This is a genomic window from Alteromonas sp. WD8-37 (assembly GCF_055326825.1).
The window spans coordinates 626,540-639,574 of sequence record NZ_JBUZOV010000001.1; the positions used below are offsets into that span (position 1 = coordinate 626,540).

8 protein-coding genes are annotated in these 13,035 nt (G+C 54.7%); 4 read left to right on the forward strand and 4 right to left on the reverse strand.

Features of this window, described 5'->3' with window-relative positions; genetic code table 11:
• The first annotated feature begins 122 nt into the window (after window positions 1-122).
• Window positions 123-1,097 carry an HTH-type transcriptional regulator CysB gene (cysB, locus tag ACTUJZ_RS02835; protein WP_463634745.1) on the forward strand — a complete coding sequence of 325 codons (975 nt, stop codon included), beginning with the start codon at window positions 123-125 and terminating at the stop codon, window positions 1,095-1,097.
• Window positions 1,098-1,117: 20 nt separating this feature from the next.
• On the opposite strand, the gene ACTUJZ_RS02840 is transcribed toward cysB, so the two are convergent.
• The 3 genes from ACTUJZ_RS02840 to pabB all read right to left on the reverse strand — a co-directional run bounded on the left by ACTUJZ_RS02840 (window position 1,118) and on the right by pabB (window position 4,611).
• Window positions 1,118-2,491: an L-serine ammonia-lyase gene (locus ACTUJZ_RS02840; protein ID WP_463634746.1), complete on the reverse strand. Its 1,374-nt coding sequence runs from the start codon at window positions 2,489-2,491 to the stop codon at window positions 1,118-1,120.
• Window positions 2,492-2,636: 145 nt separating this feature from the next.
• Complete coding sequence (locus ACTUJZ_RS02845; RefSeq protein ID WP_463634747.1) at window positions 2,637-3,215, reverse strand: CoA pyrophosphatase; 579 nt, start codon at window positions 3,213-3,215, stop codon at window positions 2,637-2,639.
• Window positions 3,202-4,611: an aminodeoxychorismate synthase component I gene (pabB, locus tag ACTUJZ_RS02850; protein WP_463634748.1), complete on the reverse strand. Its 1,410-nt coding sequence runs from the start codon at window positions 4,609-4,611 to the stop codon at window positions 3,202-3,204. Before pabB ends, ACTUJZ_RS02845 begins: the two co-directional genes overlap by 14 nt.
• Before the next feature lie 134 nt (window positions 4,612-4,745).
• On the opposite strand from pabB, the gene ACTUJZ_RS02855 reads away from it, so the two are divergent.
• The 3 genes from ACTUJZ_RS02855 to ACTUJZ_RS02865 all read left to right on the forward strand — a co-directional run bounded on the left by ACTUJZ_RS02855 (window position 4,746) and on the right by ACTUJZ_RS02865 (window position 8,569).
• Complete coding sequence (locus ACTUJZ_RS02855; RefSeq protein ID WP_463634749.1) at window positions 4,746-6,275, forward strand: fumarate hydratase; 1,530 nt, start codon at window positions 4,746-4,748, stop codon at window positions 6,273-6,275.
• Window positions 6,276-6,346: 71 nt separating this feature from the next.
• Entirely contained in the window at window positions 6,347-7,825 is a 1,479-nt protein-coding gene (gene rmuC / locus ACTUJZ_RS02860; RefSeq protein ID WP_463634750.1) for a DNA recombination protein RmuC, read from the forward strand.
• 33 nt (window positions 7,826-7,858) lie between these two features.
• On the forward strand, window positions 7,859-8,569 hold the full coding sequence (locus ACTUJZ_RS02865; RefSeq protein WP_463634751.1) for an SOS response-associated peptidase family protein: 711 nt from the start codon (window positions 7,859-7,861) through the stop codon (window positions 8,567-8,569).
• Here ACTUJZ_RS02865 and ACTUJZ_RS02870 read toward each other — a convergent pair.
• Window positions 8,550-13,025 carry a S8 family serine peptidase gene (locus ACTUJZ_RS02870; protein ID WP_463634752.1) on the reverse strand — a complete coding sequence of 1,492 codons (4,476 nt, stop codon included), beginning with the start codon at window positions 13,023-13,025 and terminating at the stop codon, window positions 8,550-8,552. The two genes, ACTUJZ_RS02865 and ACTUJZ_RS02870, sit on opposite strands and share 20 nt — an antisense overlap.
• Window positions 13,026-13,035 lie beyond the last annotated feature (10 nt).

Sequence of the window (13,035 nt, forward strand, 5' to 3'; positions counted from 1 at the left end):
ATACCTACAATTTAGGTATAAGAATTTCATTACAAACACAAATGGCAATAGCAATACGCGCACGATTTGGTTATAACACTACCACAATAATATCGTGCGCCACTAGCTAAGGGTTAGCAGGAATGAAACTACAGCAACTGAGATACATTGTAGAAGTAGTGAATAACAATCTCAATGTGTCGGCCACCGCCGAAAGTCTTTACACATCGCAACCTGGGATCAGCAAACAGGTGCGCATGCTCGAGGATGAGCTGGGTGTGCAAATCTTTGGCCGCAGTGGCAAACATCTTACTCATGTAACCGATGCAGGGCGCGATGTTATTGAAATTGCTAGACAAATTCTGGCTAAAGTGGAAAGTATCAAATCCGTGGCGCGGGAACATACGCTGCCAGATCAAGGCAAGCTGAATATTGCTACCACGCACACTCAGGCTCGCTATGCACTGCCCGATGTTATACAAGGGTTTATGCATAAATACCCAAAAGTGTCATTGCACATGCACCAGGGCACGCCGTCGCAAATCTCTGATCTAGCGGCCAAAGGCGAAGCGGATTTTGCTATCGCCACCGAAGCCTTGCATCTGTATAACGACCTGGTCATGTTACCGTGCTATCACTGGAACCGCAGTGTGATCGTTAACAAAGACCATCCGCTGTCGAAAAAATCCAGTATCGACATCAGTGATATCGCCGACTATCCGTTGGTCACTTATGTATTTGGCTTTACCGGGCGCTCCGAGCTGGATCAGGCATTTGAGCGGGCTGGCCTGACTCCCAAAATCGTGTTCACCGCCACCGATGCTGATGTGATCAAAACCTATGTGCGCCTGGGCGTGGGCATTGGCGTAATTGCATCTATGGCGGTTAGTGAAGAGCTGGACAGCGATTTGGTCAAGATCGATGCCAGTCATTTGTTTGATTACAGCACCACCAAGATTGGCTTTCGTAAAGGCTCGTTTTTACGTAGCTATATGTTTGATTTTATTGAGCGCTTTGCTCCGCATCTGACCAAAGATAAGGTGGAAAAAGCGATGATGCTGAAAAACAATGATGAAGTGGAAAAGATGTTCAAAGGGGTGACGCTGCCGGTAAAATAGCCGCGCCACCGCCTCAGTGTTTAACACTCAATAATATTGACCGCTAAACCGCCCCTGGCGGTTTCTTTGTATTTGGTTTTCATATCATTGCCGGTATCGCGCATGGTTTTGATCACTTTATCCAGGGATACCTTGTGCTCGCCGGAACCACGCATGGCCAGGCGTGAGGCATTGATAGCCTTGATGGCGCCCATGGCATTACGTTCAATGCACGGTACCTGTACCAGGCCACCTACCGGGTCGCAGGTCAGCCCCAAATTGTGCTCCATACCAATTTCAGCCGCGTTTTCTACCGCCAGCGTAGAACCACCCATGATTTCGGTCAGTGCGCCAGCGGCCATAGAGCAAGCTACACCCACTTCACCCTGGCAGCCCACTTCAGCACCGGAAATCGAGGCATTTTCTTTATATAAAATACCGATAGCACCAGCCGTTAATAAAAAGCGTGCCGCCACTTCGGTATCCACCGGACGGATAAATTTATCATAGTAATGCAGTACCGCAGGCAAAATACCTGCTGCGCCGTTGGTGGGGGCAGTGACCACGCGGCCACCGGCCGCATTTTCTTCATTTACAGCCAGCGCAAACAAATTGACCCAGTCCATGGTCTGCATGGGATCCGAGGTATGCTCGGTTTGCAGACGCCGGTACAGACCGGGTGCGCGACGCACAACTTTTAGCCCGCCCGGCAAAATCCCTTCGCTTTCAATGCCGCGCTGCACACACTCTTTCATGGTCTGCCAAATTTCATACAGTTTGGCTTTGACTTCGTGTTCCGGGCGGTGCACGGCTTCGTTTTTCAGCATCAGTGAACTGACCCGCATGCCATTGGCTTTGCACAGTTCCAGCAAGGCTTCCGCGGTTTTAAATGGGTAGGGCACTTTGGCCTGCACCGACATTGCATGCTCTTTGACATCATCAAAATCTTCGTGGCGCACGATAAAGCCGCCGCCGATGCTGTAGTAAGTTTGCTCGCGCAGTAAGGATTGCTGCTTATCAAACACAAACAATGTTAACGCATTGGCATGCCGGGGCAGGGATTTACGGCGATGAAACACGATGGCGTTTTTGTTGGGAAACTTGATTTCATGTTTGCCGCCCAGCTGAATTTTCTGGCTGGTGTGGATGTGCTCAAGCCGGCTATCGATGCTATCTACATCCACGGCTTCGGGTGCTTCGCCCAGCAAGCCTAAAATCACCGCTTTGCCTGTGCCATGACCTTTGCCGGTCTGGCCTAATGAGCCAAACAATTCCACCTTGATGCTGTGTACCTGCTCAAGGATACCGTCTCGCTCAAGCTCAGCCACAAATTCGGCGCCTGCACGCATCGGGCCCACCGTATGTGAGCTGGACGGGCCAATCCCGATGCTGAACATATCAAATACACTAATCATAAACTGGCAATATCCCCAATAACATTCTGTCTGTGATCTTGCCTCTTACCAACATTAACTACAATACAGAATTGCTAATCTGCTAATAAGAAAAGCTAACTCAATGTAAACAAATGTTGATGAATGTGTATTCGTTGGGCAATGCTCAGGTATTAATGTGCAAATGATGCGCAAGATTTCGCAAAATGGCCGCGGTGGCGCCCCAGATGGTGCGTTCGCGCCAGGGTATAAAATAGATAGGAAAACGGCGTCCGTCACGCTCGCTGTAGTGCACCAGGTGGTTAGCTTTATTCATCAGATGGGCCAGGGGCACATCAAATACACTGGCCACTTCATTGCTATCAATCTGGTAGGTAAAATGCGGCTGCACAAAGGCCACTACCGGCGTGATCTGATAGCCACTGATGGTGCGGTACGCCGGTAAAGTGCCGATGATGTCGACATGCTCGCGGGGCAGGCCAATCTCTTCAAAAGCTTCGCGGCAGGCAGTGTCCTGTAATGAACGGTCCTGTTCTTCGTAGCCGCCGCCGGGAAAACTGATCTGACCAGGATGATGACGCAGATGGTGCGCCCGTTCGGTCAAAATCAGATGCAAGGCATCCGGATAATCCAGCAGTGGAATCAGCACCGCAGCATCACGCCCGCGCTTAGCCAGCGGATAATCCGGTTCCTGGTGCACCTGGCGGGCATGATGAAAATAATATAAAAATTCAGCTTTGGTCACGCAATGATTCCAGTGCAGGCAGAATGCGCGACACCTTGTCCAGGGTTTCCTGATATTCTGCCGCTGCATCCGAGTCCAGTACAATGCCCCCGCCAGCCCAGCAATACAGTTGGCCATCTTCAGCCAGCAAGGTCCGGATGGTGATACTCGAGTCCAGATCGCGCTTGATGCCATAGTACAAAATGCTGCCGCAATACACATTGCGCCGGTGCGGTTCCAGCTCCTCAATGATTTCCATCGCCCGCACCTTAGGTGCACCGGTGATAGAGCCGCCGGGAAACGCACCGGCCAGCAAATCCAGGGCACTGGCATTATCGTGAAGGGTACCCTCTACGGTGCTCACCAGATGATGCACCGCTTTATAGGATTCCAGCGCAAATAACTGCGGAACCTGAACGCTGTGGGGTTTACAATGTTTACTCAAATCATTACGCAACAGATCCACAATCATGAGATTTTCCGCGCGGTCTTTTTCAGCATGTTGCAGGTCACGGGCACTATCGGCGTCAGCCTGCGGATCAGCAAAGCGCGGCCGGGTGCCCTTAATGGGTTTGGTTTGCACCTGGTTATCCCGCACCTGTAAAAATCGCTCCGGCGAAATACTCAATACACAGCTATCCGGCAAGCGGATAAACGCCGAAAATGGCGTATTGTTTTGCTCCCGCAGCGCTTCATAGGCCTGCCATTCGGAACCCCGATAGCTGGCGCTAAAGCGCTGCGCCATATTTATCTGATAGCAATCACCGGCCACAATATACTGATGAATGCGCGCCAGGGCCTGGGTGTAGCTGGCGTGGCTTAAATTCGATTGCCAGACGCTGGTCAGGGCAAATGCCACTGGATTCGGCACACTGGCGGAAAACTGCTCAGCCAGGGAGGGCATGTCACTATACCGGCAATGATACAGCTGGCCGGTATGGGTATCGGCAATCACCGATTGTTCGTACAGGCCAATGGCCACATCCGGACACTGATATTCGCCTGGATTATCGGCCGGCAGTTGTTCATAAAATCGCCCCGCATCATAGCCGCATAAGCCCAGCGCCCCAACCACAAACGGTAATTGCGCCAATAGCTGTGGCGCATTGCAAGCTACAGTATCAAGGGCGAAATGGCAGTTCATCAGGTCATCCACACAGGTCAGCGGCGGCGCCTGGCTGATGGTGGTTTGCTGGCTGTAACAATCAGTTATGGTGACGTCAGGATGGCTGGCTGTCACCACAAAGCGCGGGCGCCATACCATAATATGATAACGGCCGGCGCGACTGGCGGCGCTGTCCAGCAGCATGGCATAGGGGGAGTGTTCTACCTGGGCAAACAGAGTATAGATATTGTCGGCAATATCAGCCGCAACGGGACTGATAAGAAGCTCGCGGAGAGCGCTGGATGCATTCATGAAAACCACTTTGTTATACACTAACAGATGCAAAGAGCCGCGCTGCGTGGATTTATTGGTGCCACTGCGGCAGATGCGCTAGTATACGCATTTTTTAATAGCAGACACCACAGGCTAGGTAAAAGAGGACGCTAATGACCGTTATTCGTCAACAAGATTTCATTGATAGCATCGAAGATGCGCTGCAGTTTATTTCCTATTATCACCCGCTGGACTATGTCAAAGCCGTAGAAAAAGCTTATCACAAAGAACAAAGCCAGGCGGCCAAAGATGCCATGGCGCAGATCCTCATCAACTCGCGGATGTCAGCCGAAGGCAAGCGCCCCTTGTGTCAGGATACCGGCATTGTGACCTGCTTTGTAAAAGTCGGCATGGCGGTAAGCTGGGATAAAACGGATATGACAGTGCAGGAAATGGTCAATGAAGGCACCCGCCGCGCCTACACCAATGCCGATAATCCGTTGCGTGCCTCAATTGTGGCAGACCCGGCCGGTACCCGGCAGAACACTAAAGACAATACCCCCGCAGTGGTGCACATCGACATGGTGGCTGGCGATAAGATTGAAGTGATGATTGCGGCCAAAGGTGGCGGCTCGGAAAATAAATCAAAAATGGTCATGCTGAATCCATCGGACGATATTGCCGAATGGGTAGTCAAAACCTTGCCTACCATGGGTGCTGGCTGGTGCCCGCCGGGCATGCTGGGTATAGGAATTGGCGGTACTGCCGAAAAAGCCGCGGTCCTGGCCAAAGAAAGCCTGATGGATCCGGTGGACATTCAGGAGCTGATGGAGCGCGGTGCGCAAACCACTGACGAAAAACTGCGTCTTGATATTTTCAAACGGGTTAACGATCTTGGTATCGGTGCACAAGGGCTGGGCGGCCTGACCACCGTGGTGGATGTGAAAATCAAATCCATGCCCACCCACGCGGCCTCCAAGCCGGTGGCCATGATCCCTAACTGTGCGGCTACCCGTCATGCACACTTTTTCTTAGACGGCAGCGGCCCGGCAGAATTACGTCCGCCAAAGTTGGAAGAATGGCCGGAAGTCACCTGGGAAGTGGGTGAAAACACTCGCCGGGTTAACCTGGACGAGGTTACTAAAGAAGACATTCAAAACTGGCAGGTGGGCGAAACTGTGCTGCTGTCAGGTAAGATGCTGACCGGCCGCGATGCTGCGCATAAGCGTATTCAGACCATGCTGCAAAATGGCGAAGGCCTGCCGGATGGCGTAGATCTGACCAACCGGTTTATCTACTACGTGGGGCCGGTGGATGCTGTGGGTGACGAGGTAGTAGGGCCGGCCGGACCGACGACCGCGACGCGTATGGACAAATTCACCGACATGATGCTTGAACAAACGGGTTTGATTGGCATGATTGGTAAAGCCGAACGTGGCCCGGCTACGGTAGAATCTATTGCCAAGCATAAAGCCGTCTATTTGATGGCTGTGGGCGGCGCAGCGTACCTGGTGTCTAAAGCCATTAAAAAATCCCGGGTGGTGGCTTTTGAAGATCTGGGAATGGAAGCCATCTACGAATTTGAAGTAGAAGATATGCCAGTGACCGTGGCGGTGGACAGTACCGGCGCCAACGCGCACCAGACCGGCCCAGCGATTTGGAAAGCCAAAATTGAAGAGCTGGACGGAGTACTGGCCAAATAACCAGTAGTCACGGTAAGATACACGGGCACCCCTAAGCGGTGCCCGTTTTTGTATCTGACAGGCGAACAATAATGATAACTGATCCGATAGTTTTAGCCGGCGTCGCCAGCGCTGCTGGTGTTATGGTGGGCGCGCTGACCACCTATTTCTGGCAACAGCAGCGCTATGCGGCGGCCAGCCAGGCGCTGGAACAAGAGCTGGCCCTGGCCCAACAGCAGCAGGAACAAAGTGAGGTGTATTTTAATCAGCAACTGGCCCAGCGCCAGGAAGCGTTAAACAGTGCCCACGAACGCCTGTACACCCTGCAAAATGAGCGCGGTGAGCTCAGCCAGCAAGCTGCACAGTTACAGCGCCTGGAGACCGAGCACCGGCAGCTGCGCCAAGAGCTCAAAGACACCGAACAGGCACTGGCTACGCTGCGCTCCGAACATCAGGCGCAGCAGGCCAGCCATGCCCAGGCCGAGCAGCACCATGCCGAGAAGGTGGCGGCATTAGAAGGTGCCGAGCAGCGCCTGCAGACCCAGTTTGAAAACCTGGCCAATCGCATTTTCAACGAAAAAAGTGATGCTTTTAGTAAATCCAGCCAGACAAATTTGGGCGCACTGCTTAATCCGCTTAAAGAACAGATCGAAGGCTTTAAGCGCCAGATCAGCGACCAGTACACCCGCGAAGGCCAGGAACGCGCCTCATTAAAAACCGAAATCCTGTCGCTGAAAGAACTAAATCAAAAAATCACCGATGAAGCAGCGGCCCTGACCATGGCCCTGAAAGGCGACAATAAAAAACAGGGTAACTGGGGAGAGGTGGTACTGGAACGTATCCTCAAAGAATCCGGTCTGCGCGAAGGCCACGAGTTCGACACCCAGGTATCGCTGCGCGCGGATAATGGCAAACTGCAGCAACCGGATGTGGTGGTACACCTGCCCAATGATAAAGATGTGATTATTGATTCCAAGGTCAGCCTGGCTGCCTACGAACGCTACTTTAACAGTGACGATGAGGCCGGCCGTGAACGCGCACTCAAAGAGCATGTGGCCTCAGTCCGGGGCCATATTAAAGGGTTAGGCGCTAAGGATTATCATGAGCTGAAAGGCTTAAAAACCCTGGATTATGTGCTGTTGTTTATTCCGGTGGAGCCGGCCTTTTTGCTGGCCATTGAAGAAGATCCCCAGCTAGTGTCGCTGGCGCTCAACCACAATATCATGCTGGTCAGCCCGACCAATTTGCTGGTGGCGCTGCGCACCATCAACAATATCTGGCAATATGAATACCAAAACCAGAATGCGCAAAAAATTGCCGCTCACGCCGGCAAGTTGTACGACAAATTCACCGGTTTTGTACAGGACATGGATAAAATCGGTAAGTCTATCGAGGCCAGCCAGAAGCATTATGACAGTGCATTTGCTAAGCTTACCTCGGGCCGCGGCAACCTGGTACGCCAGGCTGAGCAATTTCGTGAGCTGGGTATCTGCCCGAGCAAAAAATTGCCCGAGGCGTTGACCAAAGAAGCCATGCAGGAATTGCACTGGGATGATCAGGCCAACTCTTGATGGAGAGTAGCCGATAAGCGAGGAGAGAAATTCATGTGCGGCAGATTGAATGTCACCGATAGCCCGGGCTTGCGTTCGCTGTGCGACCAGCTGGGTATTGACCTGTGGCCAGCGCAGGGCATGCGTTACAGCCGCTTTATCCGGGCCACAGAGCGGGTGTCAATAGTGTATCGACAGGATGACAAAACCGTGATGAATAATGCTATCTGGTGGCTGCTGCTGGACAAGCATGTTGACAGCCCTAGTGGCTTTAAACCGTCTAAATACACCTCGTTTAATACCCGTTACGATAAGCTTAACACCCCGCGCAGTGCCGGCTATCACGGATTTCGCCAGCAGCGTTGTGTGATCCCGGCCACCGGCTTTGGTGAAACGCTGGCTAAGGACGGCCAAAAGATTTATCACGATATGACCTGCGCCAATGATGAAGCGATGGCGATGGGCGGCTTGTACCGCACCTGGCAGTATACCGACGAGCAGGGCGCTCACCATTCTGAAATGTCATGTTCAGTGGTGACCCTGCCGCCGCATCAGGCACTGGCCAATGTGCATACCAAAGCCAGCCCACTGATGCTGAGCCTGCACGACGGTAGTCTGCAAACCTGGCTGGATCCGCAGCAAACCCCGGAATCGCTGGAATATCTGCTGGCCCCGGCCATACGTCATCAGCTTGAGGCCACCCCCATCGATAAGCCCTCCACCTACCAGCCGGTGGGCCCGGCCTTTAGCCTTGCCCCGGATTAATCCCTGCTAGTTGACGGCGGGTACGCCAGCGCCACCAGGCCAGCGGCCAGGCCAGTAACAGCCAGCCTGCAACACCCCCTGAGCCACCGGAACCGGGCGACGTGGTGACTACCGGCGGGGTGACCACCACTGTGACACTGTCACTGGCCTGCCGGCCAAAACTGTCGGTGACGGTGACGGTCAGGGTATAGCTGGTTCGCGCAGTCACGGTGGGCGCCAAAAACAACACTTCCTGACTGGTGCTGTTACTTAGCAAACCTGTGCCGGCCGGGCTCACTGTCCACGCATACTGTAGGTTATCGCCATTAGCATCACTGGCCTGCACCGCAATACTGCGTTGCTGGCCACTGCTGATGGTGATTTGGTCGGCCACAATATTGGCTACCGGCGCAGCGTCCACCTGTAAGCCAGTATACAACGCGGCTTGTTCAGGCTGGGTACCGGGAATATTGGGCACGGTGGAGATGACCTGTAACTCAAACGGTCCGGGCGGGGCGGTGTCGGCTACCCGCGCAGAAAAACGCAGATCCGCCACGATCTGTGGGCTCGCTGTTTGCGCATCCGCCATCTGCAAGCTAGCTGCAGGTGTACTGTTACCCAGCGGGTAATAACACCAGATATCGCCACTTTGTAATGCTTCTGATGGGGTATGTTGGCGCGCGGTGCCCTGCATCGATTCAATGCCCATACTGGCCGGCTGGCCGGACAGCTCCGGATAGGCCATAATCATCGCCACTTCACCGGCTTGCGGGGACGCAGCCAGCCACAAGCGGGTCAGCGGCGCGCCATTTTGACCCTGCCAGTCAATTAACACGTTGTCATGCTTGTCCTTTTGCACCTGGGCGAAGTGGGCGGTGGCCTGGTCGGGTGTTTGCCAGTAGGGGGCAATCACCGCATTGGGCAGCTGCTCGGTGTGCAAGGCCGCAGGGTCCAGATGTACCGGGCTAAGCTCACCGGCCAGGGTAACAAAGCCGTTGCGGGCCACAGTAAGATGCGACACCGTCTGCTCACCATAGCGCACATTTACCCCATAGGTGGCATAGTTAGTCAGTGGGTGGCCGGCGGCAAGTGTATCTGCATCCGGCAGGCTGGCAGCAGCGGTCGCACATTGCTGGTCCAGGGCAGCCGAGCTTAAGGCAAAGCGGGTTTCCGGCCGCTGCACCGCCGGTTGCACCACGGTCCAACTGAGCTGTTTACCGCTGACCGTGGCTGCCGGTGTGACCGAGTCAGGTAGCAGGGTCAGGGTGTCCGGTAGCACGGCTTCGATGTTGTATTCGCGGTCGCGATTGGTGTCATTGGTGATCACATTCACGGAGAAGGTGGCGGTATCGCCGCCCTGTACCCGCCCCGGGGTCGGTGAGCTAACAAATACATCATCATCAGCCCGGCGCAAATCCACCGTGGTCAGGCTGATATCATCCTGACCGGGGCCGTTGCCCAACGCAAACGCGCCATAATAGCGATCGCCAGGCTGCGCATCCGGTAATGCCCACAGCACCGTCAGGTCAAATTCTTCCCGCTCTGCCACACTGGCCGGCACCATCACATCCAGGTTGGCATTCGGTACTGCATCAAGCACACCGGTATACAGACTCACATCGTCGTTTTGTGCGCCGGAACCCGCCCAGTTTTGTACCGCCACCCAGTAATTCCCAGCCGTCGGCCGGCGTAGGCTAATGTATTCCTGCACACTGAATGATGTGCTGGTGGCAATGATTTCGTCATCCTGCGGGGTACCGTCTTCGTTTTCATCAAAGATGACAAACAAATCGATATCGTTGGCGCTGGAGTCGGTCACTTCTGCCACCAGACGAATGGTTTGTTCGGTTACTGTCAGTGGGATAAGTGCTACGCCATCCCCGCCGTCTAACAGCTCGCTGTTGGTGGGATCTTCTGGCAAAGACTGACGACGCAAAATGGCTGGCGTGAAGCCGTAGGAACGGGCACTGAGCGCATCGGCTTGCTGGGTAAAAATATCTTCCACTAACAGGCTGTCAAAATCGCGATGAGCTTCGATGTCCAGAGAGGTCGGAATGGTACCGTTACTGGCAAATGCCACCACCGGTATATGCAACGCCGGGCTTTGGCTGCTGGTCAGATTGATTCGGCCAAAGCCCCATTCGTCATTGCTTAAGCCATCGGTTGCCAGAGTGATAGTCAGGGTCTGGCTTTCACCTTCGGCCAGAGTAAAGGATAGGGGCGAGACCGTTACAGCAAAACCTGTGGTCTGGCTAATAGGGCTCACCGTCCAGGTGCCGGCCTGAGTGGCGGTGACAGTGCGCTGCCAGGTGCACTGGCTAAAACATTCGGTATCTACCACCGCAGGCGTATTCAATGCGCGTGGTTCACCGCCGGTGGCCGGGTTGGCGGCAACATAGCGGGCATAGGTTTCATCCATCACCAGGCCACTGGCTACCGCATCACCCACTTGGACCCGGCCAGCGCCCATGTCAAACCAGTCGGCCGGCGTACCAGAGTTACCCGTGGTGACATCTGTGGCGGCTGTCATCATCAATGCCGAGCGTATCTCATCCACACTCCAGTCAGGACGCACAGCTTTAACCAGCGCTGCGGCACCAGCCACGTGGGGGCTGGCCATAGAGGTGCCCGACAGATAGGCATAATCTGCCGGCGCCGGGCCGCTGTTATCATGGCCATAATGTTCATCGGAAAACGCCGCATAAATATCCACGCCGGGCGCGGTCAGGTGCGGGGTCAACGTGGATACAGTTGCATTGGGGCCGCGTGAAGAAAACTCCGCCACAATGTCTGCCGCGCTGTCATCAATGGTGATACCGCCATCGGCGGCGGTAATGGTGGCGCGGTGATTGCTGCCTGACGCCAGCCAGCTGCGCAAGGTGGCACTATCAGCCGCATCCAGGTGAATACCAGGGATCACATAGGTGTCGTTGGCCAGATTATCCGCGCCACCTTCCACATTGGCCAGCACAAATCCGCCGGCCCCACCTTCTGCCACATGGCGTGCTTTATCGATACGCGGGATGTCACCGCGGTCACACACCACAATCTGGCCATCAAAGGTGCCCGCCGGAAATGGCTCCATGCACTGGGCGGGATCGGTGCCTGGCGCATTGGGGTTGACCACATCGCCGGCATAAATCACCGGGGCGCTGATAGCGCCGGTATTGCTCGAGCCAGTCATCGGCGCCGGGACAAAGGTACCGCCACTAAAATCCTGCAATTGTTTTTCATAATCCACCAGGCGACCGTGAGTAGTCGCGCCAACAACAGTGATCCAGGGGGCTTGTTTGTCAGTGGTAAAATTATCCGGGCCTGAGTTACTGGCAGAATGCACGGTAAAAATGCCGGCGTTGTGAGCGGCCAGCCAGGCTTCATTCACCGCGCCACTCCAGGGGTCGCCACCGCCGGATACTGAAAAGTTGATCACATCCACCACTCCTGAAGCAATAGCATCATCGATGGCCCGGGCAATCACCGAGTCGTAACAGCCATTGTAGGTGTCGTCAGTCTCACCTGGCAGGCACACCTGATATGAGACCAGGTTGGCATGCGGTGCCACCCCTGAAATACGTTCATAGACAAAGCCCGACTCAATGCCGTCGCTTTGATTGGTGCCACTGTCGGGCAACACTTCTTTTACATCAAACAGCACATTGCCAGCCGCGGTGGCGGCCACATGGGTGCCATGGCCATTGTAATCTTCACCATTGGCCGGTAGGGGGGGGGTAAAGACCTCATTATCGCTGTAGGCCTGGGTGATCTCCGGATAACTGACCACGCCAATCAATTTGTCGTTACACAGGCTGGCAAAGCCGCTGGCGCAATCACCTAAATAATTGCCAGCGCCCAGTGGATTGCTGTGGTTATAGCCATCGCCACCGATGTCGGCAAAAGACGGGTGGTCGGTATTGATACCGGTATCTAGTACCGCAATGGTCAGCCCTTCACCCAGAGTGCCGGCATTACTGGTGGCCTGGCCTTGCCAGATGGCTGGCGCGCCGATTAACACCGGCCCGGTATCGGTATTCAGCGTGCGTTTTTGATCCGCTTCTACCGAGCGCACACCCTGTAGGCCCCGTAGCTGTGTGGCCTGCTCAGGACTGGCCTGAATGGCGACGCCATTCAAGGCGTAGTGGTAGTGGGTCAACACAGTAAATGCGCCCACTTTGGCTTTCAGCGCCGCAAGGTGTTGCTGGTGCTGATGCGCTAAGGTATCCACATAGGCCTGCAGGTCATCGCGTTCCAGCTGCAGGCGCTTGGGCCGGTTGCGACCGACGGAATCGGTGCCACGAACCGGTTGTGTTAAATGACGAGCCACTGCGGAAGGCGCATCAAAGCGCATCAGATACACATTGCGTTCAGCCGGCTCAGGCAGCGGCTGACCGGTATAGTGATTAGTCAGTGCGGTCTTATTGTGATGCAGGGGTGCCACAGGGGTGTAGGTGTCAGAGTCCGCCAGCGATGCCGTCGTCATTCCCAAGGCC